Origin of the sequence: Massilia sp. MS-15 (assembly GCF_020176695.1) — a bacterium.
In the GTDB taxonomy this organism is placed as follows: domain Bacteria; phylum Pseudomonadota; class Gammaproteobacteria; order Burkholderiales; family Burkholderiaceae_D; genus Telluria; species Telluria hydrophila.
The window spans coordinates 189,498-215,486 of sequence record NZ_JAIWIA010000018.1; the positions used below are offsets into that span (position 1 = coordinate 189,498).

The window sequence follows — 25,989 nt, forward strand, 5'->3', positions numbered from 1 at the left end:
ATCCACTTGCCGTGGTGAAAACGCGAACACGGAGGGCAATGCAATGAAGCCTAGATTTCTCAAGTTTCTTGTGGCGGCCAGCTTGCTGGCTGGCTCTGCTGCCTCACAGGCTGGCGTACTCTTCAGCGATAACTTCGATGCCTCTGCGGGTGGCCTGAACGTCACCCCGACCGGCTGGACGGTCAGCGATGGTACGGTGGATGTCGTGTCTGGCGGCTTCTGCCTGGCCGGTCGCTGCATCGACCTCGATGGTTCATCAGGCAATGCCGGTGTACTCTCGCGCACGTTCGCACTCCTTGGCGGAGTGGAATATGTGCTGAGCTTCGACCTGGCCGGCAACCGGCGTAGTGGCATCGACGATGTCCTTGTCAGCTTCGGGAGCGCCAGCCGCTTCTTCGATGACCTGGCATCGAACTCCCCCTACACTGGGTATACGTTGAATTTCACGCCGGACAGTGACGGCATGTACTCCATCTCCTTTGCCAACGCCGGCGGCGACAATGTCGGCGCATTGCTGGAAAACGTCGTCATCACCGCCCTGGACGGGAACCAGGGCGAAGTGCCCGAACCTGCCAGCGTTGCACTGGCCGGACTGGGACTGGCCGCCTTGTACCTGACCCGCCGCAAACGGGCCAAGCCGAACAGCTGAGACGCGTTCCGACCGGGACCCGCCTGCCGGCGGGTTCCCGCCGATGCCCGGGCTTGTCGCTTTTTACGGCTCAGGCCGTCGGGAGGCGGTGCCCCTGATACGCTTCGCGCAGTTTGTTCTTCTGGATCTTGCCGGTGCCGCCCACCGGCAGCGCCTCGGTGAACACGACGTCGTCCGGGATCCACCACTTGGCGACCTTCCCTTCGAAGAAGCCGAGCAGTTCCTCGCGCGCCAGCTCGGCGCCTGGCCGCTTCACCACCACCAGCAGCGGCCGCTCGTCCCATTTCGGGTGCGGCACGCCGATGCAGGCGGCCTGCAGCACCGCCGGATGCGACATGGCGATGTTCTCCAGGTCGATCGAGCCGATCCACTCGCCGCCGGACTTGATCACATCCTTGCTGCGGTCGGTGATCGCGAGGTAGCCGTCCGGGTCGATGGTGGCCACGTCGCCGGTGGGAAACCAGCCATCCTGCAGGATGTCGCCGCCTTCGCCCCGGAAATACCCCGACACCACCCACGGGCCTTTCACCAGCAGGTGTCCATACGTGGCGCCGTCCCAGGGCAGTTCGCTGCCATCGTCGTCCACGATCTTCATGTCGACGCCGTAGATGGCGTGGCCCTGCTTGCGCAGCACAGCCCGCTGCTGCGCGGGCGGCAGCGCCGCATGCCTGCCGAGCAGGGTGCAGGCGGTACCGAGCGGCGACATTTCCGTCATGCCCCAGGCATGCACGACTTCCACGTCCAGCGCGTCGATCAGGGTATCCATCATCGCCGGCGGGCAGGCCGAGCCGCCGATCACGGTGCGGCGGAAGGTGGAAAAGCGCAGGCCATGCTGCATCACGTGGTTGATCAGCCCGAGCCAGACGGTTGGCACCCCGGCCGAGAAGGTGACGCCTTCCGCCTCGAACAGGTCGTACAGCGACTTGCCGTCCAGCGCCGGCCCCGGGAACACCAGCTTGGCCCCGGACAGCGGCACCGAATACGGCAGGCCCCAGGCATTGACATGGAACATCGGCACCACCGGCAGCACGGTGTCGCGTGCCGAGACGTTCAGCCCGTTCGGCATCGCCGAGGCATAGGCGTGCAGCACGGTCGAGCGGTGCGAGTACAAGGCCCCCTTCGGGTTGCCGGTCGTGCCCGAGGTATAGCACAGCGCGGCCGCGGAGCGCTCGTCGAACTGCGGCCAGGCATAGCCGGGGTCGCCGCTCTCGAGCAGGTCTTCGTAGCACATCAGGCCTGGTAGCGCGCCGTCGGGCGGCATGGCGGCGCGCCCGCACAGCGCGACAAAGCCCTTGACCGTCTTGCAGTGGCGCGCCATGGCCTCGATCGCCGGCAAGAAACTCAGGTCGAAGAACAGGTACTGGTCTTCGGCATGGTTGATGATGTAGGCGATCTGTTCCGGATGCAGGCGCGGATTGATCGTGTGCAGCACTGCGCCCGAGCCCGACACCGCATAGTACAGCTCCATGTGGCGGTAGCCGTTCCAGGCCAGGGTCGCGACCCGGTCGCCCATCGCCACGCCCAGTCCCTGCAAGGCGCTCGCCAGGCGGCGCGCGCGGGCCTCGCAGTCGCGGTAGGTGTAGCGGTGGATGTCGCCCTCGACCCGGCGCGACACGATTTCGCTGGCGCCATGGTGGCGGGCGGCGAACTCCAGGATACCGGACACCAGCAGCGGCTGGTCCATCATCTGGCCCATCAGCGGGCTGGTGGGAAAGGCGTGCGGGCTGGCGCTCATCGGGATTCCTGGAATGGCTGACAGAAGCAGTCTGATCCGCCGCTTGACCTTACGTCAATGCAATTCGATGCGGCGGCGCAGCAAGGCGCGCTGCAGGCGTGCGCCGAGGGAAGCGGCCCGGTACGGTAGAATCCTGCCCATGCCACCCGCATGTCCGAACCACGACCGCCCGCACGAAGGAGCCGCCATCACTGCCGACGAACTCCCCTTCAGCAATTCCTTTGCCGAATTGCCGCCAGCCTTTTATACCCGGCTGATGCCGACTCCCCTGCCCGCGCCCTATTTCATCGCGGCCAGCGCGGGCGCCGCCGCGCTGGTCGGGCTCGATGGGCAGACCCTGGCGCAGGACGATTTCCTTGCCCTGTTCACCGGCAACCGGGTCGCGCCGCGCTCCCAGCCGCTGTCGGCCGTGTATTCGGGCCACCAGTTCGGGGTCTGGGCCGGCCAGCTGGGTGACGGGCGTGCGATCCTGCTCGGCGAGCTGCCCGGCCCCCAGGGCCCGATGGAGCTACAGCTCAAGGGGGCGGGCCTGACGCCCTATTCGCGCATGGGCGATGGACGGGCAGTGCTGCGCTCCTCGATCCGCGAATTCCTGTGCTCGGAGGCCATGGCTGCGCTCGGCATTCCGACGACCCGGGCGCTGACCATCACCGGCTCGCACCAGCGCGTGATGCGCGAGTCGGTCGAGACCGCCGCGGTGGTGACCCGCATGGCGCCCAGTTTCGTGCGTTTCGGTTCATTCGAACATTGGCACTACCGTAACAAGCAGGATGAGCTGCGCCTGCTGGCCGACCACGTCATCCAGCACTGGTATCCGGAACTGGCGGGCACCGCCAATCCCTACAAGGCACTCCTGGCCGAGGTCACGCGCCGCACGGCGGTCATGATCGCGCACTGGCAGGCGGTCGGTTTCATGCATGGCGTGATGAATACCGACAACATGTCGATCCTGGGCCTGACGCTGGACTACGGGCCCTTCGGCTTCATGGAAGCCTTCGACGCCCAGCACATCTGCAACCATACCGACCAGGGTGGCCGCTATTCCTACGCCAACCAGGTGCCGGTCGGCCATTGGAACTGCTATGCGCTCGGCAATGCCTTGCTGCCCCTGATCGGCACCCCGGAGGATGCCGAGGAAGCGCTGGATGTCTACCGTTCCGCCTTCGGCGCCAGGCTCGACGAACTGCTGCATGCGAAGCTCGGCCTGTTCGACTCGCGCGAGGACGATGGCGCGCTGTTCGACGCCACCTTCGGCCTGCTGCAGGCCAATCATGCCGACTTCACCCTGTTCTTCCGGCGCCTCGGCGAGCTGCGGCTGGAAGGCGGCCCGGACGGGGACGCGCCGCTGCGCGACCTGTTCATCGACCGCGCCGCCTTCGACGCCTGGGCCGCCCGCTACCGCGCGCGCCTGCGCGCCGAGCACAGCGTGGACGAGCGGCGCCGCGCCGCCATGCACCGCGCCAATCCGAAATACGTGCTGCGCAACTACCTGGCGCAGAACGCCATCGAGCAGGCCCAGAACGGCGACTACGCCGAAGTGCGCAAGCTGCTCGCCATCCTCGAGCGGCCTTTCGACGAACAGCCGGAACACGACGCCTATGCGGCCCTGCCGCCCGACTGGGCAGCCCACCTGGAAGTGAGCTGCTCTTCCTGACGACACCAGCGAGAACGACATGAACGACGACTCCAGCAAGGACACCCGACGCGTGAGCAAGAGCGATGCCGAATGGCGCGCCCAGCTCGATCCGATGCAATACCAGGTGACGCGCCACGCCGCCACCGAGCGCGCCTTTACCGGTAAATATTGGGACCACCACGAGCACGGCATCTACCATTGCGTGTGCTGCGGCACGGCGCTATTCGAATCGGACGCCAAGTTCGAGTCCGGCTGCGGCTGGCCCAGCTATTTCCGCACCCTCGACCCGGCCAATGTCATCGAGAAGGAAGACCGCAGCCATGGCATGCTGCGCACCGAGATCATCTGCGCCGTGTGCGACGCCCACCTGGGCCACGTGTTCCCCGACGGCCCGCCACCGACCGGCCTGCGCTACTGCATCAATTCGGCCGCGCTGCGCTTCGACCCCCTCTAAGACTAGCTATGATCAAGTTCTTGTTCGACATGTTGCCGGTGATCCTGTTCTTCGGCATTTACAAATACGGCGAAAGCCACCAGGACTGGGCCCACGGCCTGGTCGGCGACTATCTCGGCTTCCTGATCTCGGGCGGCGCGGTGCCGGCCAGCCAGGCCCCGATCCTGCTGGCCACCGCGGTGACGATCGTAGCCACGGTGCTGCAGATCGCCTACCTCCTGCTGCGCCGCAGGAAAGTGGACGGGATGCTCTGGCTGTCGCTGGGCGTGGTGGTGTTAGCCGGCGGCGCCACGATTTACTTCCATGACGACACCTTCATCAAGTGGAAACCGACCATCCTGTACTGGGCCTTCGGCGCCGCCCTGCTGCTGGCGCACCTGCTTTACCGCAAGAACCTGATGCGCTCGGCGCTGGGCAGCGCCATGCGCCTGCCGGACGCGGTCTGGACGCGCGTGCTGTACGCCTGGATCGCCTTCTTCGTCGGCCTGGGCCTGCTGAACCTCCTGATGGCCTTCGTGGTCTTCCGTAGCGATACCGGGGCCTGGGTCAGCTTCAAGCTATTCGGCATCACCGGCCTGCTGTTCGCCTTCATCATCATCCAGTCGCTGTTCCTGTCCAAACACATCCAGGAGGACATCCACAATGGAAGCTAACCGTACCGAGCGCCTGCGCGAACGCCTGCAGGCCGAACTGAACCCCTCCGTGCTCGAGATCACGGACGACTCGCACCTGCATGCGGGCCACGCCGGCGCCGCCGGCGGCGGCAGCCACTACAGCGTGAAAATCGTGTCCGACAAGTTCCAGGGCCTCACGCTGGTCATGCGTCATCGTCTTGTGTATGATGCCGTTCACGAAATGATCAACAAGGCGGAAATCCATGCGCTGGCCATCACGGCCCTCGCACCCGCCGAACAGGGTTGAACAACGGTCGGCTTCAGCCAGTTTTAAGAATTGGGGCCGACAATCGGTAACGCGAAGTACCAGAATCACCAGTACAAATAATCAACGAATCTCGTCCAAGCTCTCATCCCCCACAGGAATTCCAGAAATGACTTTTAAGCCAGCACGCCTGCTGTTAGCGCTGATCGCCGTCGCCGCCGCCCCTGCCTTCGCACAGAACCTCGCCGTCGTGAACGGCAAAGCCATCCCGTCCTCGCGCGTGGATGAAGCCGTCAAGCAGCTGGTCGCCGCCGGCCAGGGCCAGGATTCGGTGCAGCTGCGCATGGCCATCAAGGAAGAGATGATCGCGCGCGAAGTGCTGATGCAGGAAGCGGTCAAGCAGGGCTACGACAAGAAGCCCGACGTCAAGCAGGCGCTCGACAACGCGCGCCAGGCCATCGTCGTGAACCAGCTGGCCCGTGACTTCATCACCAAGAACCCGGTGACCGACGCCGAGATCAAGGCGGAGTACGACAAGTTCAAGGCCCAGACCGGCGACAAGGAATACCACGTGCGCCACATCCTGCTGGACAGTGAAGCCGATGCGAAGGCCGTGATCGCCAAGATCAAGGGCGGCGCCAGGTTCGAAGAGCTGGCCAAGCAGTCGAAGGACACCGGCACCGCCGCCACCGGCGGCGACCTGGACTGGGCCACCCCGTCCTCCTTCCCGCCCGAGTTCGCGGCCGGTTTCACCGGCCTGCAGAAAGGCGCCGTTACCGAGACTCCGGTGAAGACCGCGAACGGCTTCCACGTGATCAAGCTGGACGACACCCGTCCGGCCAAGTTCCCTGCGCTGGAAGAAGTCAAGCCGCAGATCGCCGATGCCCTGGCCCAGAAGAAGCTGGCGGACTACCGCGAGCAAATGGTCAAAAAGGCAAAGGTGCAGTAAGATGTACTACCGCCGGTGCCCGAAGGCACCGGTTCCTGCCGCCGCGCGGCGGATTTTTCGTGTTTTGATAGGACCTCAACAATGATTTTGAAGCCAGCCCGACTGTCCTTGGCAATCAGCTTCGCCGTGAGCGCACTCGTCGCCGCGCCCGCTTTCGCGCAAAACGTCGCAACCGTGAACGGCAAGCCGATCCCGGCGGCAAAGCTCGACCAGGTGGTCAAGCAGGTGGTCGCACAAGGCCGCGCCACCGACTCGCCGCAACTGCGCGAAGCGATCAAGCGCGACCTGATCGGCCGTGAAGTGCTGATCCAGGAAGCCGACAAGCAGGGCGTCGGCGGCCGCGCCGACGTCAAGGCAGCGATCGACAATGCGCGCCAGAGCATCATCATCAACGCGATGCTGGCCGACTACGTGAAGAAGAACCCGATCAAGGATGCCGAGATCAAGGCCGAGTACGACCGCTACAAGGCGCAGATGGGCGACAAGGAATACCGCGCCCGCCACATCCTGGTGGCGACCGAGGACGAAGCCAAGGCCATCATCACCAAGCTCAAGGGCGGCGCCAAGTTCGAAGACCTGGCCAAGGCCCAGTCGAAGGACGGCTCGGCGGCCAACGGCGGCGACCTGGACTGGGCAAGCCCGGCCAACTACGTGCCGGAGTTCTCGAAGGCCATGGTTGCCCTGCAAAAAGGCGCGATCACCGACACCCCGGTCAAGAGCCAGTACGGTTTCCACGTGATCAAGCTGGAAGACGTCCGTGCGGCCAAGATCCCGGCCCTGGACGAAGTCAAGCAACAGGTCGCGGAACAGCTGCAGCAGCGCCAGCTGGCGCAGTACCGCGAGAGCCTGGTCAAGAAGGCCAAGATCCAGTAAATTCCGGTCGCTCCGGCAGAAAGGCGCTCCTTCGGGAGCGCTTTTTTTTTGCTTAAGAACTGTCCTACGGCAGCCCGCTGCGTGCGCCTATTCCCTCTTTTCCCCCAAGGGCTAAGATCGGGGTCGAAACCACTCACGATTTGGGAGACCGGCATGGCAAACGACAGGCAGAACGAGCAGAAGGCGATGGACGGCGGGCGCGAAGGCCCGGGCGACGGCATGGGCGCGGGAGAAGGCGGCGACCAGGTGTGGCGCTACCAGGTGCCCCCTCCGGGCCATGGAGCAGAAGCGGGAGCGGGAGCGGGAGCGGGCACCGGCGAATCGAATGCCGGCCACTACACGCCGAACGCGGCGGGCCGGGGCGGCGGGATCGTCAGTGCGCCGGCCGAGAGCAACGTCAACCCGCCGGGCCAGCCGATGAGCGGTGCCGGCAGCGCCACCGATCCCGCGCCGGGCACGATCAGCGGCATCCAGGCCAGCCGCGAGGCTGCGGCCAAGGGCGGCGTCGAGGGCATGCCGGACGACATGGCCTCGAATGCGGACGGCAACATGAGCGGCTCGGCCGGCACTGATCGCAACTAGGAGGACAGCATGGACAAGCAGGAAAGGAAACCCGGCGGCCGGGACCCGGTCGGCAAGCGCCAGCCGGGCGCGGGTACCCCGGCGAGGGATGCGGACGGGATGCCAGGCGGCGCCAGTGCTGGCGATGGCAGTGCCGGCCCGGGCGCCACCGGGACGGGCGGCGCCGGCGGCGGCGCGCCGGCGCCGGTTGGCAATGGCACCCGGGACGAGCCGATCTGGGGCAGCTGAAGAAGCTCGCCCCCCGGCATTCGGACCCGTAGGGTGGGCGGATTCTCCGCCCACGCGGTGGTCGTTAAACCTGGATAAGCAGCGAGCGTGCCGGCGCGCGCTGGACGCGTGGGCGGGAAGACCCGCCCACCCTACGGCTCACCGAGACGCCGGTGCAAGGCAGCCCCGGGTTCAGCCGACCCACTTGCGCGCGTTGCGGAACATGCGCAGCCATGGGGCCTCGTCCGGCCAGCTGTCCGGCGCCCAGGAATGCACCAGTGTGCGGAACACCCGTTCGCCGTGCGGCATCATGGCGGTGAAACGCCCGTCCTCGGTGGTGACCGCGGTCAGGCCGCCCGGCGAGCCGTTCGGGTTGAACGGATAGGCCTCCGTGGCCTGGCCGCGGTTGTCCACGTAGCGCATGGCCTTCACCACCGCATCGCGGTCGCCGGTGAGCGAGAAGTCGGCATAGCCCTCGCCGTGCGCGATCGCGATCGGCGCCTGGGTGCCCGCCATGCCGGCGAAGAAGATCGACGGCGACTCCAGCACCTCGACCATGCCGAAGCGCGCCTCGAACTGTTCCGACTTGTTGCGGGTGAACTTCGGCCAGGCCTGGGCACCCGGGATGATCGACTTCAGGTTGCTCAGCATCTGGCAGCCATTGCACACGCCCATGCCGAAGGTGTCCGGACGAGCGAAGAAGGCGGCGAACTGCTCGGCCAGTCGCGGATTGAACAGGATGGTCTTGGCCCAGCCCTCGCCCGCGCCCAGCACGTCGCCATAGGAGAAACCGCCGACCGCGATCATGCCCTGGAAGTCGGCCAGCTTCGCGCGTCCGGCAATCAGGTCGCTCATGTGCACGTCGATCGCGGCAAAGCCCGCCTCGTGCATGGCCCAGGCGGTCTCGACGTGCGAGTTCACGCCCTGCTCGCGCAGGATGGCCACGCACGGACGCACGCCGGTGGCGATGAAGGGCGCCGCCACGTTCTCGCGCAGGTCGAAGCTCAACACTGGCGACATGCCCGGATCGCTCTCGTCCAGCAGGCGGTCGTATTCCTGGTCCACGCATTCCGGATTGTCGCGCAGGCGCGCGATGCGCCAGCTGGTCTCGCTCCACAGGCGGTGCAGCACGCTGCGCTTTTCCTGATAGATGAGCTTGGCGTCACGGGTGAATTCGATCACGCCGCGCTCGTTATGCTTGCCGATGATATGGCTGCAGGGGCCCAGGCCCAGTTCGCGCAGCACGGCCATGGTGGCCGACTTGTCGTCGGCGCGCACCTGCAGTACCGCGCCCAGCTCTTCGCTGAACAGCGCGCGCAGGGTCAGTTCGTTGCGGCGCTCGCCCACCTGCGTGGCCCAGTTCTTGGCGTCGCCCCAGTCGGCCGCATGTTCGCCTTCCATGGCCAGGATGTCGAGGTTGACCGAAACCCCGGCGCGGCCGGCGAAGGCCATCTCGCACAGGGTCGCGAACAGGCCGCCGTCCGAGCGGTCGTGGTAGGCCAGCAGCTTGCCCTCGGCGTTCAGGCGCTGGATGGCCGCGAAGAAGGCTTTCAGGTCCTGCGGCGCATCGAGGTCAGGGGCGCGGTCGCCCAGCTGCTGGAAGGTCTGGGCCAGGATCGAGGCCCCCAGGCGGTTCTGGCCGCGCCCCAGGTCGACCAGGATCAGGGCGGTGTCGCCCGCGTCAAGGCGCAGCTGCGGGGTCAGCGAACGCCGCACGTCCGGTACCGGCGCGAAGCTCGAGACGATCAGGGACACCGGCGACATCACCGACTTGTCCTTGCCATCGTCATTCCAGGTGGTGCGCATCGACAGCGAATCCTTGCCGACCGGGATCGAGACGCCCAGCGCCGGGCACAGTTCCATGCCCACCGCCTTCACGGTGTCGAACAGGGCCGCGTCCTGGCCCGGCTGGCCGCAGGCGGCCATCCAGTTGGCGGACAGCTTGATGTCGCCGATGTCGCGGATCGGCGCGGCGGCGATGTTGGTGATCGCCTCGCCCACGGCCATGCGGCCGGAGGCGGCGGCGTCGATCACGGCCAGCGGGGTGCGCTCGCCCATCGCCATCGCCTCGCCTTCGACGCCGTCGTAGGACATGGCGGTGACGGCGCAGTCGGCCACCGGCACCTGCCACGGGCCGACCATCTGGTCGCGCACGGTCATCGCGCCCACGCTACGGTCGCCGATGGTGATCAGGAAGGACTTGTCGGCCACGGTCGGGTGCAGCAGCACGCGGCGCGCGGCCTCGCCCAGCTCGATGCCGGTCAGGTCCATGGCCGGGAAGTCGTGGCTGACATGCGCGACATCGCGCAGCATCTTGGGCGGCTTGCCGAGCAGGACGTCCATCGGCATGTCGACCGGGTGGTTGCCTTCCTGCGGATCGATCACGCGCAGCTGGCGTTCCTCGGTGGCGGTGCCGACCACGGCGAAGGGGCAGCGCTCGCGCTCGCACAGTTCGGCAAATTTTGTGAGGTTATCCGGCGAGATCGCCAACACATATCGCTCTTGAGACTCGTTTGACCAAATTTCCTTCGGCGCCATACCCGACTCTTCCAGCGGCACCTTGCGCAGGTCGAACAGCGCGCCGCGCTTGGCATCGTTGACGATTTCCGGGAAGGCGTTCGACAGGCCGCCCGCGCCGACGTCGTGGATCGAGATGATCGGGTTGTCCGCGCCCATCTGCCAGCAGCCGTTGATGACTTCCTGGGCACGGCGCTCCATTTCCGGGTTGCCGCGCTGCACCGAGTCGAAGTCCAGGTCGGCGGTATTGGTGCCGGTGGCCATCGAGGAGGCGGCCGAGCCGCCCATGCCGATGCGCATGCCCGGGCCGCCCAGCTGGATCAGCAGGCTGCCGACCGGGATCTCGTCCTTGTGGGTATGGGCGGCGGAGATGTTGCCGATGCCGCCCGCGATCATGATCGGCTTGTGGTAGCCGTACACGGTGCCGGCCGCGCCGACGTTCTGCTCGTAGGCGCGGAAGTAGCCGGCCAGCACCGGGCGGCCGAATTCGTTGCTGAAGGCGGCGCCGCCGATCGGGCCGTCGATCATGATCTGCAGCGGCGAGGCGATGCGTTCCGGCTTGCCGTACACAGCGGCGCTGGCGCCGGCCGCGCCGCCCGTGACGTCGCCCGCGTTTTCCCACGGACGCCGGGCGTCCGGCAGCAGCAGGTTCGACACCGTGAAGCCGGTCAGGCCCGCCTTCGGCTTGGCGCCGCGGCCGGTCGCGCCCTCGTCGCGGATCTCGCCGCCGGCGCCGGTGGAGGCGCCCGGGAACGGGGAAATCGCGGTCGGGTGGTTGTGGGTCTCGACCTTCATCAGGATGTGGGTCAGCTCCGTCGCCGGCGCATACTCGTTGCCCTGGCGCGGATGGAAGCGCGTCACGCTGGCGCCCTCGATGATCGAGGAATTGTCGCTGTAGGCGACCACGGTGCCCTGCGGGTGCAACTGGTGGGTGTTGCGGATCATGCCGAACAGCGACTTGTCCTGCCTGACGCCGTCGATGATCCAGTCGGCGTTGAAGATCTTGTGGCGGCAGTGTTCGCTGTTGGCCTGGGCGAACATCATCAGTTCGACGTCGGTCGGGTTGCGCTGCGCCTTCGTGAACGCCGCGTGCAGGTAGTCGATCTCGTCGTCCGACATCGCCAGGCCGAGTTCGGTATTGGCGCGCACCAGCGCCTCGCGGCCCTCGGCCAGCACATCCACCGTCTCCAGCGGGCGGCCGGCCAGTTCGTCGAACAGGCGCTGGGCCTCGTCGGCGCTGCGCAGCACGGTCTCGGTCATGCGGTCGTGCAGCAGCGCGGCCACGGCCTGCACTTCCTGCGCGGACAGCTTCTTCGGCGCGCCCAGGCCGGTACCCAGGATGCCGCTCTTCAAGACCACGGTATAGCCGACGCCGCGCTCGATGCGGTGCACGTGGGCCATGCCGCAGTTGTGGGCGATGTCGGTCGCCTTCGAGGCCCAGGGCGAGATCGTGCCCAGGCGCGGGATCACGAAGAACTCCTCGGTCACGCCTTCGTACAGGGTCTCGGCTGCCGGCTCGCCGTAGGTGAGCATGGCGTCGAGGCGCCCGGTATCCTCCGGGCTGAGCGCGGCGCTGGCATCGATGAAGTGGTAGAAGCGGGCCTGGAGCGCGGCAATCGACGGGGCGACGGCTTGCAGTTGCGACAGGAGGCGTTGGCTACGGAAGGCGGACAGGGCGTTGGAACCCGGCAGAATCAACATGGCTGAGAAGTTGGTTGATGCAGCGTCGCTGCTTGGGTGGAAGATAGCCCGTTATTATACAGTGTTGCATTGCAGCGTTAGGTTCCGGTCATGGTTAATCTTATAGTACGGACATTTCTTGATCCTCGGGGAAGTTATCGGTATCGTAAGGGCTCCATGAGACAGGACAGGGCAAGATGCAAGACAATGCGAATCTGACGGTGTTGATCGTCGATCCGAATGGCGGGATGCGGGCAAGCCTGCAGAACATGCTGAACCAGGCCGGCATCACCCGGGTGGAATCGGCGATCAATGCCGGCATGGCGGTGCGCCAGCTGGCAAGGCGCAGCTACGACATCATCCTGTGCGAATACGACCTGGGCGGCCCGCAGGGCGATAGCCAGGATGGCCAGCAGCTGCTGGAAGACCTGCGCCACCACCGCCTGATCACGGCCTCCACCATCTTCATCATGCTCACCTCCGAGGGCGTGTACGACAAGGTGGTCAGCGCGGCCGAGCTCACCCCGACCGACTACGTGCTGAAACCCTTCACGGTCGACATGCTCGGCAGCCGCATCGGGCGCGCGCTGGAGCGCCGCGCCGCCCTGCTCCCGGTCTGGCAGTTGGCGGCCCAGGGCAAGCCGGTCGAGGCGATCCGCGCCTGCGCCACCGCCGCCATGGCCAGCCCGCGCTATGCGCTCGACTTCCTGCGCCTGAAGGCCGAGCTGCACGTGTCGGTGGGCGAGCATGTCCAGGCCGGCGCGATCTACCGCGAGGTGCTGGCCGAACGGCCGCTGGGCTGGGCCGGCCTGGGCCTGGCGCGCACCATGGTCGCGCAGGGCCAGTGCGAGGCGGCGCGCGAGCTTCTTCTCGAACTGGTGCAGTCCAACCCGCGCCTGATGGCGGCCTACGACCTGCTGGCGCGCTGCCACGAGAAACTGGGCGCGCCGGACGCGGCCCAGGCAACGCTGGAAGAAGCGGTGTCGATCTCGCCGCACATGGTGCGGCGCCTGCGCAAGCTGGGCGAGCTCGCACTCGAGAACGGCGACGCGCCAGCGGCCGAACGGTCCTTCAAGCAGGTGGTGAGCAAGGCGCGCCACTCGGAATTCCGCGACCCGGAAGACCACGTCAACCTGGTCAAGGCCATGGTCACGCGCGGCGACGTGCCGGGCGCCGCCGGCGTGCTCCGCGACATGGAACGCTCGCTGCGCAGCAGTCCGGAACTGGACGCCTGCAAGGCCTATTCCAACGCCCTGCTGCAGGAAAAGATGGGCAATGCGCGCGCCGCGGCCAGCGAACTGGAAGCCGCCGCCGGCGCCGCCCGCACGGGCGCCGCACTGTCGCCGCGGCTGCGGATCGGCCTGGCCCAGGCCTGCCTGGCGCACCGGCTCGACGAGGCGGCATCCGGCGTCATGCTCGACGCCATGCAGGACGCGGCGGGCGCGGTCACCGCCGACCAGGCGATGGATGTGTTCGTGCGCGCCGGGCGCCCCGACCTGGCCGACGGCATGGGCCATCAGCTGCGCGCACAGGCCCAGATCCTGCTCGGCGTGGCCGACGAGAAGCGCAACATGGGCGACGTGCGCGGCGCGGTCCAGTCGCTGCTCGAAGCACTCCACCTGGCGCCGGGGAACCTGCAGGTGATGGTGGCGGTGGCCGGCGGCATCCTGCGCCAGGTGCACGAACTGGGCTGGGACAACGCGCTGGCCGACGTGGCCGCCGGGCAGATCGACAGGCTGCGCGCGGCCGACCCGGGCCACCCGCGCCTGGCCGCCCTGCTCGAGGAATTCCAGCAGGCCAAGCGCAAGTACGGTATCGCCGGCTGAAGCGCGCAGGCGCGGCGCCTCAAATGCCGAAGGCCTTCAGGCACGCATCGACCAGCACCTCGACGGGATTGCGCGCGCGCTTCCCGGCCTGGGCGCTGCGCGGCACCTCCTCGTACAGCACATGGGCGCCCTCCCCCGCCACCTCGTCGTGGAACAGTGCCTGCCGCCCGGCCAGGTAGGGATAGAATGGTTCGGCCCGCAACGTCCGGTAGCGCGCATGGGCGCTGAAGCCCAGGGTCGCGTCCTGGCTGATGCTGCGTCCCGCTTCCACGCTTTCCAGCCGCACGCCGCGGCAGCCCTTCACGGCCAGGGTCGCCGGTCCCTCGAAGGCCAGGTAGCGCAGCTGCAGCGTGAGCCAGGCGTGCAGGCTGGCGAGCCGCCAGTGGCTGCGGATGCGCGGCCGCCGTCCGCCCGGACACAACGCAGCGACGATGCAGCGTGGCTGCAGCACCAGCGCCTCGCCGGCACGGATGGTCACCAGCGCCACCTCATCGTAGGGGTCAAGCGTGGAAGACAGGACCAGCTGCGCCGGATGCGCGGCGCGCAGGCGCTTCAGCATCCACAGCTGCGCGGCCATGCTGGTGAGCCAGTGGCGCGGATCGAACAGCAGCCGGGTCGAGACCTGCAGCCCCTCGGACTGGCTCTGGCAGAACTCCGGGCGGACCAGCAGTTCGTCGCCCGCGGCGAGCTGCACCGGCAGCGAGACCGCCGCGATCCTGCCGTGCTCCGCCTGCGGCGAGGCAGGATTCGCCGGGCGCCGCGGGTCGATCACGATGGCCGGCCTGCGCGCGGCGAGCGGCGCCAGCACAAAATAGAAGATGCTGCGGATGGCGAGGGGCGCCAGCAGGAAGCCGAGCAGGATCCACAGCGCAGGCAGCAGCAAGGGGCGCAAGGCCAGGCCGAGCTTCCACAGCAGGTTGTTGGCGGCGAAGGATTCGGCTTGCTGCAGCCTGGCGCGCAGGCCGGCACTGGCGGCGTCCACACGCCGCGCGTCGATGCGCAGCAGCGGCAGCTCGCCGGGCGCGGCCACCTGTGCCAGAAGGCGCTGCTGCGCCTTGACGGCCTGGCTGGCAGCGTTGCTCTCCCAGGCCCGCGTGTTCCTGGCCCGTTCCAGCTGCACCAGGCGCCGATGGGAGGGGGTAAGGGGAATCCGGGCGGCGATACCGGCCTCGCCCCGGAAGCGCAACCAGGCAGCCTGCGCTTGCTGGTATGCCGCATATGCCGCCTCGTGCTGCTGGCGCAGCTGGTCCAGTCGTTGGCGCGCCGCCTCGCGGTTGCCGACGGCCAGTGCATATGCCCGCAGCTGGACCAGGTGCGTCCGGGCCTGGCGCCGCACTTCGAGCTCGGTGGCGCGCAGGGCTGCCGCCTGCAGGCTTGCCGCTACCGAGCCGGATTCCAGCACCGCGCCGAGCGAGGCTGCCGCCGCCCCTTCCACTTCGCGCCGCGCGATGGACGCGTCGAGCGCGGCAATCTCTGCATCGAGCCGGGCGGCTGGCGCTGCGCGCAGCGCGTCGGCACGCGCCGCGACCTCCCCCGTCAGGTCGTGGCGCCGCGCATCGACGCTCGCCTGCGCTGCGCGCAGCGCCGGCAGCTGGTGCGCGATCTCCTGCACTTGCAGCCATTGCGCGCGCACCCAGGCCAGGCAGGCCAGCGCGAACAGGATCAAGAGGAACAGGAGCAGCTTGTGCCGCAGGAAGCGCATTACCGCGAGGAAAAGTTGGAGCACGCTGTCGGTTATCCGGGAGAAGGCGGTCGAAACGTCGGTGCGCGCGGCCGCCTGTGCCGCGCCGCCCGGGCCCTATGTTCCCACATGCGCGGATTCCGGGCAGCGCGCGCCCTTACTGCCCTTCGAAGATGCAGCCGACGTAGGCCACGGTCAGCTCCTGCAGGCGCCCCGTATTGCCGATCTCGCCCGGGAAGCGGCGCGCGGTGGCGGCGGCGCAGGCATCCTCGCGCTCTCGCAGCAGGGCCTTGCAGGCGTGCTCGCTCAGCCCGTACCGGTTGCGCGCGCAGGAATGTTCGAGGCGCCCTGCCAGTTGCGCGAGCAGGCCCGCATCGACCCGCGATTCCTGCAACGCAGCGTCCAGCGTCGCGACGCCGCGTTCCACATCAGCCCGCCGTTCATGCGCGAGCGCGTCGGCGGGCAGCGTGGTGTAGCGGCCTTCGACATGACGGTTCAACGCCCATCCGCCAGCCAGGAGGATGAGCGCCAGCAGCAGCCAGCCGAACCGGGTGTTGCGCACCGGGGGCGGGCTGTGCAGCGGCGACCGCCGGTCGGGCCGCGCGGCGTGCGCGGCCGACCTGGCCCTGCGCGCCGCGCAGCCCGGGCATTGCCACTCGGGTCCGGCGTCAGCGGGACGCACATGGCTGCATTTCAGGCATATCACTGGCATCGACATCGGCTCGCAGGGAAAAGCGGCCAGTCTACCTTGCCGGACCCGTGCAGAAACGCGTGAATTGTCACCGCCGGCGCGGCCCTGGCCCTGTGCTACATTGGACGCGCCGCACATCATCCGCGCCTAGGAGATGCCCATGAAGAAGCTGATCCCGCTACTTGCATTGCCCATGTTGGCCGAGGCACACCAGCCCGCACCCCGACCGATCCCGCCCAAGCCCGGTGCCGCATATGCCACCACGACAGCCACGATCGCCACGCCCGCCAGCAACTACGTCGTCAAGCTCGAACAGATGCAGAAGATCGCGGCGGGAGAAGGCGAGACCATCTACCTGCTCAATGGCGCCACGCACGGCTTTCGCGGCCTGTCCTTCATCCTCACCGAGACCGCGCCTGGCGGCGGCCCGCCGCTGCATACGCACGACAGCGAGGAGGCGCACGTGCTCACCGCGGGCACGATGTCCTACGTGGTCGGCGGGCGGCGCTTCGTGGTGTCGGCGCCCTACATCCTGCGGGTGCCGGCGAACACGCCGCATACTTTCATCAATGCAGGCAGCACGCCGCTACAGCTGACGGCGGTGTTCGACAGTGCCCACTACACGTTTACGCGGGTGGCCGACAATCCGCTGCAGGCGCCCAGGCGCTGAGGGAGGAGCCACGGGCAGGCGTCTCGGTGGCTGCGCGAACGCAAGTCAAGCTGGATGTGGATGACGCTTCAAATGTTTCGCGAAAAAGGCAAGGACGCTGGCATGCATGCGCTTGTGAAAAGCCTCCCTGTCGAACTCCCTCGGGTCGGCGCACAGGAGCGGCGGAGCCAGCACGCCGCAGGGAACGAGGAAGGAGAAATGAGCGGCGCCGGGGACCGCGTGAAATTCCGCGCGCGGGCCGAGCGACGCGCGTACCACACCGGTATTGGTGGCATAAGGCACGTGCGTATCCTGTTCGCCGCTCCAGAGCTGGACCGGCACCGTGACCGCGTCGAGCGCCTCCGGCACCATCAGGAATCCCAGGCCCGGCGCGGCCACTGCGGCGGCCCTGATCCGCGGGTCCGGCGCGAAGGTATTGCCTTTCACGGCAAGCGCCGGGTCCAGCAAGGGGGAGCGGCCCTCGCGGAACAGTCCGCACACGAATTCGGGCGTCGAGGCGCAATGCTGTGCGACGCGTCCCAGGTCGGGGCGAGCGCCCAGGGCGGTGAGCACGGTGATGCCGCCGGCGGAAAACCCGTAGGCGCCGATGCGCGCCGGATCGATGCTGGCACGGCCCTTCCACTGTCGGAGCATGTAGTCGATGGTCGAACGCAATTCGCGGTTGCGTGTGCCAAGCCAGGGCACCGTGCCCGCCGCGCTCTGGTCCTGGAAATTGTCGCCACTGTGCATTGGGGCCGCGACGACATAGCCGGCGTCGGCCAGCGCCAGCGCCAGGTCGGCGTGGCTGCCAGGACCACCGGCATTGCCATGTGAAATCACGACCAGCGGCAGGTCGCGCCCGGCCACCGGCCCCTCGCGCGCCACACGCATCATCCGCAGGCCCAGCCAGGTCGTCGGCTGGGGACGCGCCGTGGTCGGATACCAGACGCCGACCGTGAACGCACGCCCATCGGCGCCGGTGGCCTGCACAAGATCGAATCCTGCCGGCCGCTCGCTACGCAGGGCGGTCCAGAAAACGAGGCTGCCCAGCCCGCAGGCCAGGGCGATCAAGAGGTACACCGTGCGGCGAATCCATTTCATGGTCGTTGCTCGCAGAGATCGACGGATCCGCCATCTTGCGTGCAGACAACTAGCAATGCAAGCGATATCCTAGTTGCATGGAAACGACGCCGTCGCGACGACCCGCACCGGGACGCCGCGGGTCCGCGGAAAGGGCTTGCCCACCGACCTGACGATCGCGACACGAACTTCCATCAAGGTTTCGGACAGCCAAATCCGCCGCCACCCGGGGTCTCGATCACGAACATGTCGCCCGGCGCCATGTCCACCTTGCCGATGTGGCCAAGGATCTCGACCGTCCCGTCGGCGCGCAGCACCGTGTTGCGTCCGCGCTCGCCCGGCTCGCCGCCCGCCATGCCGAAGGGCGCGTATATCCGGTTATTCGACAGGATCGCGGCCGTCATCGCTTCCAGGAAGCGGATCTCGCGCACACCCCCGTTTCCGCCGCGCCAGCGTCCCGCGCCGCCCGAACCGTGCCGGATGGCGTAGCTTTCCAGGCGTACCGGAAAGCGAAACTCCAGGATCTCCGGATCAGTCAGGCGCGAGTTGGTCATGTTGGTCTGCACCACGTCGGTGCCGTCGAAGCCCTCCCCGGCTCCCGAGCCGCCGGCGATGGTCTCGTAGTACTGGTAGCGCGCGTTCCCGAACGTGAAGTTGTTCATCGTGCCCTGGCTGGCCGCCATTACGCCGAGCGCGCCGTACAGGGCATTGGTGATGCAGGTCGAGGTCTCGACATTGCCCGACACCACCGAGGCCGGATAGTGGGGGTTCAGCATCGACCCCGGCGGGATGACGACCTTCAGCGGCTTGAGGCAGCCGCCGTTGAGCGGGATCTCGTCGCTGACCAGGGTGCGGAACACATACAGCACCGCCGCCATGCACACGCTCGAGGGGGCGTTGAAATTGTTCGGCAGCTGGCTCGAGGTGCCCGTGAAGTCGATCTCCGCACTGCGCGTCGCGCGGTCGACGCGGATCGCCACCTCGATGCGCGCACCGTTGTCGATCTCGTAGCGATAGTGGCCATCCTTTAGCGCCGCGATCACCCGCCGCACCGCTTCCTCGGCGTTGTCCTGCACATGGCCCATGTAGGCGCGCACCACGTCCAGCCCGAAATGGGCGACCATCCGGCGCAGCTCGTCCACGCCCTTCTGGTTCGCCGCCACCTGGGCGCGCAGGTCGGCCAGGTTCTGGTCCGGGTTGCGCGCCGGGTAGCGCGCGCCCAGCAGCAGCGCGCGTACCGTGTCCTCGCGCAGCACGCCGTCCACGCCGTCGACCAGCATGACGTTGTCGATCAGGACGCCCTCCTCGTCGATATGCGTGGAGTCGGGCGGCATCGAGCCCGGCGTGGTGCCGCCGATGTCCGCATGGTGACCGCGCGAGCCGACGTAGAACAGCAGCTCCTGCCCCGCTTCGTCGAACACGGGCGTGATCACCGTCACGTCCGGCAGGTGGGTACCGCCGTTGTAGGGGTCGTTCAGCATGTAGACGTCGCCCGCTTTCATGCGTCCGGCGTTCCTGCGCATTACTGCCTTGATGCTCTCGCCCATCGAGCCCAGGTGCACCGGCATGTGCGGGGCATTGGCCACCAGGCCGCCCTCGGCGTCGAAGATCGCGCAGCTGAAGTCGAGCCGCTCCTTGATGTTGACCGAATGGGCGGTGTTCTGGAGGCGCAGGCCCATCTGCTCGGCGATCGACATGAACAGGTTGTTGAAGATCTCGAGCATCACCGGGTCGGCCGTGGTGCCGATCGCGCGCCGCTCGGGCAGCGCCGCCACGCGCCGCAGCACCAGGTGATTGAACGGGGTGAGCTCGGCCTGCCAGCCCGGCTCCACCACGGTGGTGGCATTCGCCTCGGCGATGATGGCGGGCCCGCGGATGGTGTCGCCGGGAGCCAGCGCCGTGCGCAGGAATACCCCCGTGTCGCGCCAGGCCCCGCCGCTGTACATGCGCACCTGCTCGCAATGCGCGGGCGGCGCGTCGCGCCGGATGGCGGGGGGCGGCGCCTCCCCGGGCGCATCCGAGCGGCCGATGGCTTCCACCGACACCGCTTCCACCACCAGCGCGCGCGCCGGCATCAGGAAGGCATAGCGCCGCTTGTAGGCCTGCTCGAAGGCGGCCTGCATCGCCGCCGCGTCGGCAAAGGGCACGACGATGGCCGCGTCGGTTCCTTCGTAGCGCAGGTGCACGCGCTGCAGCACCTCGATGCGCGCGGGCGCCACGCCCTGGGCCAGCAGCCGTTCGCGCGCCTCGGCGCCCAGCCTCGCCAGGCGCTGCGCCAGCGCGTCGGCGCCCGCCTCTCCCAGGCGCTGCTCGACCGCCTCCTCGCGCATCGCGGTCTGGTCGGCCAGGCCCATGCCGTAGGCCGACAGCACGCCCGCCAGTGCATGGATGAACACCGTCTTCATGCCCAGCGCATCGGCCACCAGGCAGGCGTGCTGGCCGCCGGCACCGCCAAAGCTGGTCAGCGCGTAGCCGGTCACGTCGTGCCCGCGCTGCACCGAGATCTGCTTGATGGCGTTCGCCATGTTGCCGACCGCGATCTGGATGAAGCCTTCGGCCACGTCTTCCGGCGCCGGGGTGCTGCCGGTGGCGCGTCCGATCTCCTCGGCCAGGCCGCCGAAGCCCGCGCGCACCGCCTCCAGGTCGAGCGGCGCGTCGCCGCCAGGGCCGAACAGCCGTGGAAAGTGGCGCGGCTGGATCTTGCCGAGCATGACATTGCAGTCGGTGACGGCGAGCGGCCCGCCGCGCCGGTAGCTGGCCGGGCCCGGGTTGGCGCCGGCGCTGTCCGGGCCGACGCGGTAGCGGGTGCCGTCGAAATGCAGCACAGAACCGCCGCCCGCGGCCACGGTGTGGATGCTCATCATCGGCGCGCGCATGCGCACGCCCGCCACCTGGGTCTCGAACACGCGTTCGTAGTCGGACAGGTCCTGGCCCGAGAAGTGCGACACGTCGGTCGAGGTGCCGCCCATGTCGAAACCGATCACCTGCCGGAAGCCCGCCAGCTGGCTGGCGCGGACCATGCCCACGATGCCGCCGGCCGGCCCGGACAGGATGCTGTCCTTGCCCTGGAAGCTGCGCGCATCGGTCAGCCCGCCGCTCGACTGCATGAACTGCAGGCGCACGCCGGGCAGCTCGGCCGCCACCTGGTCGACATAGCGGCGCAGGACTGGCGACAGGTAGGCGTCGACCACGGTGGTGTCGCCGCGCGCCACCAGTTTCATCAGGGGGCTGACCGCGTGCGAGCTCGATACCTGGGTGTAGCCGATCTCGCGCGCGATGCGGGCCGTGGCCGCCTCGTGCGCCGTGTAGCGGTAGCCGTGCATGAACACGATGGCGATCGCGCGCAGGCCGCGTTGGTAGGCTGCCTGCAGGGCGGCGCGGGTGGCCGCTTCGTCCAGCGGCTGTACCACCTCGCCGTGCGCGCCCACGCGCTCCTCGACTTCGACGACCTCGGTGTAGAGCAGCTCCGGCAGCACGATGTGGCGCTCGAACAGGCGCGGGCGGTTCTGGTAGGCGATGCGCAGCGCGTCGCGAAAGCCGCGCGTGATGGCCAGTACCGTCGGCTCGCCCTTGCGCTCGAGCAGCGCATTGGTGGCGACCGTGGTGCCCATCTTGACCGCTTCCAGCGCGCCGGCCGGCAGCGCGTCGCCCGCGCCCAGCCCCAGCAGGTGGCGGATGCCGGCCACCGCCGCATCGCGGTACTGATCCGGATTCTCGGACAGCAGCTTGTGCGTCACCAGCTGCCCGTCCGGGCGGCGCGCCACGATGTCGGTGAAGGTACCGCCACGGTCGATCCAGAACTGCCAGTCCATGCCGTCTCCTGCGCTCGAAGCCAAAACGCCTATTGTAGTCCCGGCGCGCGACCATCCCGCCGAAAATGCGGGACAATACGGCGATGGACGATACCCTGTATACCGTCGCGCAGGTGCGCGCGATCGAAGCCGGCGCCCGCGCGCAGCTGGCGCCCGGCACACTGATGCGGCGCGCGGGCGAGGCGGCGGCCCGCTACGCCCTGGAACTGCTGGGCGAGCGGCGCGACCTGCCGGTGCTGTTGCTGGCCGGTCCAGGCAATAATGGCGGCGATGCCCTCGAGATGGCGGCGGTGCTGGCCGACGCGGGCATCGACGCCACCGTGCTCTACCCGCCCGGCCAGCGCGAACTGTCTGAGGAAGCGGCCGACGCCCACGCGCGGGCGCGCGCCGGCACGGTCGGCTTCATCGACATGCTGCCCCCGGATGGCGAATGGGGCCTGGTGGTCGATGGCCTGTTCGGCATCGGCCTCGCGCGTCCGCTCGAGGGCGAGTACCGGGACCTGGCCGCGGCGCTGGCGGACATGCGCTGTCCGGTGCTGGCGCTGGACGTGCCGAGCGGCCTCGATGCCGATACCGGCATGCCTGTCGGCCCGGACGGCATTGCCGTGCGCGCGACCCACACCATCACCTTCCTCGCCAACAAGCCGGGCCTGCATACGGGGGATGGGCGCGATCATGCGGGCCTGGTGCGGGTGGAAGCGCTCGGCATCGATCCGGCCACGCTGCCCGAACCGGCCGCCCGCCTCGATTCGCGCGCGGTATTCGCGCGCTGCCTGCGGGCGCGCCGCCACGGCAGCCACAAGGGCAGCTACGGGGACGTGGCGGTGCTCGGTGGCGCCGAAGGCATGCTGGGTGCGCCGGTGCTGGCCGCGCGCGCGGCCATGTATGGGGGTGCCGGGCGCGTGTACGCCGCCATGCTGGGCCCCCACCCCGGGGTAGACAGTGTCCAGCCCGAGATCATGTTCCGCGCGGCGGCCGAGCTGGCATTCGGCAGCCGCACGCTGGTACTCGGCCCCGGCATGGGCGGCTCGGCCGAGGCGATGCGACTGCTGGCGCAGGCCCTGGACAGCACGAATGCGCTGGTGCTCGACGCCGATGCCCTGAACCTGCTCGCGGCCAGCCCCGAACTGCTGGCCCGCCTCGCGCGGCGCGGCGCCGGCGCGGTGCTCACGCCGCACCCGCTGGAGGCAGCGCGCCTGCTGGGCGTGACCGCCGCAACGATCCAGGCCGACCGGCTGGCGGCGGCGCGCAGCCTGGCCACGCGCACCGGCGCGGTGGTGGTGCTGAAAGGGTCGGGGACCCTGGTCGGGCGTCCGGATGGGACGCTGCTCGTGAACCCGACCGGCAATCCGGGCCTGGCCACCGGCGGCAGCGGCGACGTGCTGGCCGGCCTGTGCGGCGCCCTGCTGGCGCAGGGCTGGCCGGCATGGGAAGCGGCGGCGGGCGCGGTGTGGATCCATGGCGCGGCCGCCGACTGGCTGGTCGAACAGGGAATCGGCCCGATCGGATTGACGGCGGGAGAATTGCCGGCCGCCGTGCGCGCCGTGCTGAACCGGCTGGTGCGTGAAGCGGGGGCGGGTCGTCCCTAGGCCAGCCGTCCCGCCGCAATGGTAAGCGTGCGGCCGCAGCGCGCCGCCATCGCCGGATCGTGCGTGACCAGCACCAGGGTCGATCCGCGTTCGCGGTTCAGTTCGAACATCAGGGCGATGATCGATTCGCCGGTGGCGGCGTCGAGACTGCCCGTGGGCTCGTCCGCGAACAGCAGCGGCGGCTCGGTGACGAAGGCGCGCGCCAGCGCCACGCGCTGCTGTTCGCCGCCGGACAGGTATTTCGGATAGTGCCGCAGGCGGCTGGACAAGCCCACGCGGCCCAGCATCGCCTCGGCCCTGGCACGGGCATCGCGCTCGCCGCGCAGTTCCAGCGGCAGCATCACATTCTCCAGTGCGTTCAGGTGGGCCAGCAGCTGGAAGGACTGGAACACGAAGCCCAGCTTGGCCTTGCGAAAGGCGGCGCGCCCGTCCTCGTCGAGGGCAAAGATGTCGGTGCCGTCGAGCACGACTGTGCCGCCCGATGGCGTGTCCAGGCCTGCGAGCAGGCCGAGCAGGGTCGACTTGCCGGAACCGGATGCGCCGACGAGCGCGAGCGTCTCGGCCGCTTGCACGGTAAAATCGATGTCTTGCAGGATGGTGAGTTCGCCGCTGGCGTCCGCCACGCGTTTCGACAGGCCGCGCACGGCGATCGCCGGCGGCCTTGACCGGGACACATCCGCTACGCCGGCCGCGCCGCTTGCCGGCCCATTCTTGTACACCTCGGGTTGATCACGCATGCTAGCTTTTCTGAGAAAATTCATTGTTTTGTCGCTCGTGGCCAGCTGCATGCTGGCCGCATCGGCGAGCGCCTATTCTGCACCAAAAACCGTGCTCGTGCTGGGCGACAGCCTGTCGGCCGAATACGGCATCGCACGCGGCGCAGGCTGGGTCGCCCTGCTGGAGCGCCGCCTGCAGGCGGAGAAGTTCGCCGCGCGCGTGGTCAACGCCAGCATCAGCGGCGAGACCACGATCGGCGGGCGTACCCGACTGCCCGCCCTGCTCGACCAGCACAGGCCCGACATCGTGGTGATCGAACTGGGCGCCAACGACGGCCTGCGCGGCCTGCCGGTGGCCGCGGCCGACGCCAACCTGCGCGCCATGGTGAAGATGGCGCAGGCCAGGCAGGCGCGCGTGGTGCTGGTCGGGATGCGCATGCCGCCCAACTATGGCCGCGCCTATACCGAAAGCTTCTTCAACATGTTCAAGAAGGTCGCCCAGGATACCGGCTCTCCCCTCGTTCCCTTCATGCTCGAAGGCGTGGCCGACAAGCCGGCCCTGTTCCAGCAGGACCGCCTGCACCCGCTTGCCGCCGCCCATCCGGTTATCCTGAACAATATCTGGCCCCATTTCGCGCCTCTCCTGAAAAAACGATGAAATACCCTGCCGTCCTGAGCTTCACCGACATCCTTCCCGAACTCGATCGCTTCGACACCATCATCGACGCACGCAGCGAGTCGGAATACGCGCTCGACCATATCCCGGGTGCGATCAATGCGCCGGTGCTGGACGACGTCCAGCGCGTCCGCGTCGGCACCCTGTACAAGCAGGTCGGCGCGTTCGAGGCGAAAAAGGTCGGTGCGCCGCTGGTGGCCGCCAACATCGCACGCCACATCGAGACCCTGTGGGCGGACCAGCCGCGCGAGTGGAAGCCGCTGGTGTACTGCTGGCGCGGCGGCAACCGCAGCGGTTCCATGGCCCACATCCTGGCCAAGGTCGGCTGGCCGGTCGTCCAGCTGGACGGCGGCTACAAGGCCTACCGCGCGCACGTGGCGGCGGCGCTGGAAGATCCGCCCGCGCTCGACCTGCGTGTCGTGTGCGGCACCACGGGCAGCGGCAAGAGCCGCCTGCTGGAGACCCTGGCCGGCATCGGCGCCCAGGTGCTCGACCTCGAGCAGCTGGCGGCCCATCGCGGCTCGGTGCTGGGCCACCTCCCTGGCGAGCCGCAGCCAACCCAGAAGATGTTCGAGAGCCGCATCTGGGACAAGCTGCGCCATTTCGACCCGAGCCGCCCCGTGTTCGTCGAATCCGAGAGCAAGAAGGTCGGCAACCTGCGGGTGCCGGATGCGGTAATGGCGCGCATGCGCGCCGCGCCCTGCATCGCGCTGCAGCTGGCGCGCGAGAACCGGGTACGCCTCCTGATGCAGGACTATGACCACTTCTGCCGCGACCCCGACGTGCTGACCGGCCAGCTGGCGCACCTGGCCCAGCTGCACGGCAAGGAGAAGATCGGGACATGGCGCGACCTGGCCCATGGCGGCGAGATGGCGGAGCTGGTCGAGCAGCTGCTGCAGGACCACTACGACCCTGCCTACCTGCGCTCGATCGAGCGCAACTTCGTGCGTTATGCGCAGGCCGAGGTGCTGGAGCTGCGCGACATCGGCACGGCCGACTTCCTGGCCGCCGCCCGCCAGCTGCACGCGGGCTGAAGACGCGCCCGGCAGTCCGGGCCAAGGCCGTCTTCCAGGCAAACATGCAAAAAAGCCCGGCTGCTCACACAGCC

Annotated in this window: 21 protein-coding genes; 14 read left to right on the plus strand and 7 right to left on the minus strand. The window is 68.4% G+C overall.

Features of this window, described 5'->3' with window-relative positions; genetic code table 11:
* Positions 1 to 43: 43 nt before the first annotated feature.
* Complete coding sequence (locus LCI23_RS08440; protein ID WP_224946009.1) at positions 44 to 649, plus strand: PEP-CTERM sorting domain-containing protein; 606 nt, start codon at positions 44 to 46, stop codon at positions 647 to 649.
* Between the two features lie 70 nt (positions 650 to 719).
* On the opposite strand, the gene LCI23_RS08445 is transcribed toward LCI23_RS08440, so the two are convergent.
* Complete coding sequence (locus LCI23_RS08445) at positions 720 to 2,384, minus strand: 3-(methylthio)propionyl-CoA ligase (RefSeq protein WP_307727714.1); 1,665 nt, start codon at positions 2,382 to 2,384, stop codon at positions 720 to 722.
* A 139-nt stretch (positions 2,385 to 2,523) separates the two neighbouring features.
* On the opposite strand from LCI23_RS08445, the gene LCI23_RS08450 reads away from it, so the two are divergent.
* The 8 genes from LCI23_RS08450 (at position 2,524) to LCI23_RS08485 (ending at position 7,985) form a co-directional block, all read left to right on the plus strand.
* Complete coding sequence (locus tag LCI23_RS08450) at positions 2,524 to 4,038, plus strand: YdiU family protein (RefSeq protein ID WP_224946010.1); 1,515 nt, start codon at positions 2,524 to 2,526, stop codon at positions 4,036 to 4,038.
* 19 nt (positions 4,039 to 4,057) lie between these two features.
* Positions 4,058 to 4,474, plus strand: coding sequence for a peptide-methionine (R)-S-oxide reductase MsrB (gene msrB, locus LCI23_RS08455; protein ID WP_224946011.1), 417 nt, complete (start codon positions 4,058 to 4,060; stop codon positions 4,472 to 4,474).
* A gap of 11 nt (positions 4,475 to 4,485) precedes the next feature.
* The gene (locus tag LCI23_RS08460) at positions 4,486 to 5,127 is read left to right on the plus strand and encodes a septation protein A (RefSeq protein WP_224946043.1); all 642 of its coding nucleotides are present in this window, start codon (positions 4,486 to 4,488) and stop codon (positions 5,125 to 5,127) included.
* On the plus strand, positions 5,117 to 5,395 hold the full coding sequence (locus LCI23_RS08465; protein ID WP_224946012.1) for a BolA family transcriptional regulator: 279 nt from the start codon (positions 5,117 to 5,119) through the stop codon (positions 5,393 to 5,395). The genes LCI23_RS08460 and LCI23_RS08465 overlap by 11 nt, the downstream gene beginning before the upstream one ends.
* A gap of 127 nt (positions 5,396 to 5,522) precedes the next feature.
* On the plus strand, positions 5,523 to 6,302 hold the full coding sequence (locus tag LCI23_RS08470; protein WP_224946013.1) for a peptidyl-prolyl cis-trans isomerase: 780 nt from the start codon (positions 5,523 to 5,525) through the stop codon (positions 6,300 to 6,302).
* Positions 6,303 to 6,383: 81 nt separating this feature from the next.
* Entirely contained in the window at positions 6,384 to 7,175 is a 792-nt protein-coding gene (locus LCI23_RS08475) for a peptidyl-prolyl cis-trans isomerase (protein ID WP_224946014.1), read from the plus strand.
* A 153-nt stretch (positions 7,176 to 7,328) separates the two neighbouring features.
* Positions 7,329 to 7,757 carry a hypothetical protein gene (locus LCI23_RS08480; protein WP_224946015.1) on the plus strand — a complete coding sequence of 143 codons (429 nt, stop codon included), beginning with the start codon at positions 7,329 to 7,331 and terminating at the stop codon, positions 7,755 to 7,757.
* A gap of 9 nt (positions 7,758 to 7,766) precedes the next feature.
* Positions 7,767 to 7,985: a hypothetical protein gene (locus LCI23_RS08485; protein ID WP_224946016.1), complete on the plus strand. Its 219-nt coding sequence runs from the start codon at positions 7,767 to 7,769 to the stop codon at positions 7,983 to 7,985.
* A 171-nt stretch (positions 7,986 to 8,156) separates the two neighbouring features.
* On the opposite strand, the gene purL is transcribed toward LCI23_RS08485, so the two are convergent.
* Positions 8,157 to 12,182 carry a phosphoribosylformylglycinamidine synthase gene (purL, locus tag LCI23_RS08490; protein ID WP_224946017.1) on the minus strand — a complete coding sequence of 1,342 codons (4,026 nt, stop codon included), beginning with the start codon at positions 12,180 to 12,182 and terminating at the stop codon, positions 8,157 to 8,159.
* A 176-nt stretch (positions 12,183 to 12,358) separates the two neighbouring features.
* Between purL and LCI23_RS08495 the strand changes: the two genes are divergently transcribed.
* Complete coding sequence (locus LCI23_RS08495; protein WP_224946018.1) at positions 12,359 to 13,987, plus strand: response regulator; 1,629 nt, start codon at positions 12,359 to 12,361, stop codon at positions 13,985 to 13,987.
* A 19-nt stretch (positions 13,988 to 14,006) separates the two neighbouring features.
* Here the strand turns inward: LCI23_RS08495 and LCI23_RS08500 are convergent, their stop codons facing one another.
* Positions 14,007 to 15,713, minus strand: coding sequence for a hypothetical protein (locus LCI23_RS08500; protein WP_224946019.1), 1,707 nt, complete (start codon positions 15,711 to 15,713; stop codon positions 14,007 to 14,009).
* Between the two features lie 112 nt (positions 15,714 to 15,825).
* Positions 15,826 to 16,230, minus strand: coding sequence for a hypothetical protein (locus LCI23_RS08505; RefSeq protein WP_224946020.1), 405 nt, complete (start codon positions 16,228 to 16,230; stop codon positions 15,826 to 15,828).
* 289 nt (positions 16,231 to 16,519) lie between these two features.
* Between LCI23_RS08505 and LCI23_RS08510 the strand changes: the two genes are divergently transcribed.
* Positions 16,520 to 17,029, plus strand: coding sequence for a cupin domain-containing protein (locus LCI23_RS08510; RefSeq protein ID WP_224946021.1), 510 nt, complete (start codon positions 16,520 to 16,522; stop codon positions 17,027 to 17,029).
* Positions 17,030 to 17,074: 45 nt separating this feature from the next.
* Here LCI23_RS08510 and LCI23_RS08515 read toward each other — a convergent pair whose 3' ends face one another.
* Positions 17,075 to 18,109, minus strand: coding sequence for a dienelactone hydrolase family protein (locus LCI23_RS08515; protein ID WP_224946022.1), 1,035 nt, complete (start codon positions 18,107 to 18,109; stop codon positions 17,075 to 17,077).
* Between the two features lie 173 nt (positions 18,110 to 18,282).
* On the minus strand, positions 18,283 to 21,900 hold the full coding sequence (locus tag LCI23_RS08520; RefSeq protein ID WP_224946023.1) for a hydantoinase B/oxoprolinase family protein: 3,618 nt from the start codon (positions 21,898 to 21,900) through the stop codon (positions 18,283 to 18,285).
* 83 nt (positions 21,901 to 21,983) lie between these two features.
* Between LCI23_RS08520 and LCI23_RS08525 the strand changes: the two genes are divergently transcribed.
* Positions 21,984 to 23,489: an NAD(P)H-hydrate dehydratase gene (locus LCI23_RS08525; RefSeq protein WP_224946024.1), complete on the plus strand. Its 1,506-nt coding sequence runs from the start codon at positions 21,984 to 21,986 to the stop codon at positions 23,487 to 23,489.
* On the opposite strand, the gene LCI23_RS08530 is transcribed toward LCI23_RS08525, so the two are convergent.
* Positions 23,486 to 24,226, minus strand: a complete 741-nt coding sequence (locus LCI23_RS08530) for an ABC transporter ATP-binding protein (protein ID WP_224946025.1) — start codon at positions 24,224 to 24,226, stop codon at positions 23,486 to 23,488. The genes LCI23_RS08525 and LCI23_RS08530 overlap by 4 nt on opposite strands.
* 49 nt (positions 24,227 to 24,275) lie before the next feature.
* Between LCI23_RS08530 and LCI23_RS08535 the strand changes: the two genes are divergently transcribed.
* The gene (locus LCI23_RS08535) at positions 24,276 to 24,863 is read left to right on the plus strand and encodes an arylesterase (RefSeq protein WP_224946026.1); all 588 of its coding nucleotides are present in this window, start codon (positions 24,276 to 24,278) and stop codon (positions 24,861 to 24,863) included.
* Positions 24,860 to 25,915 carry a tRNA 2-selenouridine(34) synthase MnmH gene (gene mnmH, locus LCI23_RS08540; RefSeq protein ID WP_224946027.1) on the plus strand — a complete coding sequence of 352 codons (1,056 nt, stop codon included), beginning with the start codon at positions 24,860 to 24,862 and terminating at the stop codon, positions 25,913 to 25,915. Before LCI23_RS08535 ends, mnmH begins: the two co-directional genes overlap by 4 nt.
* Positions 25,916 to 25,989: the final 74 nt, after the last annotated feature.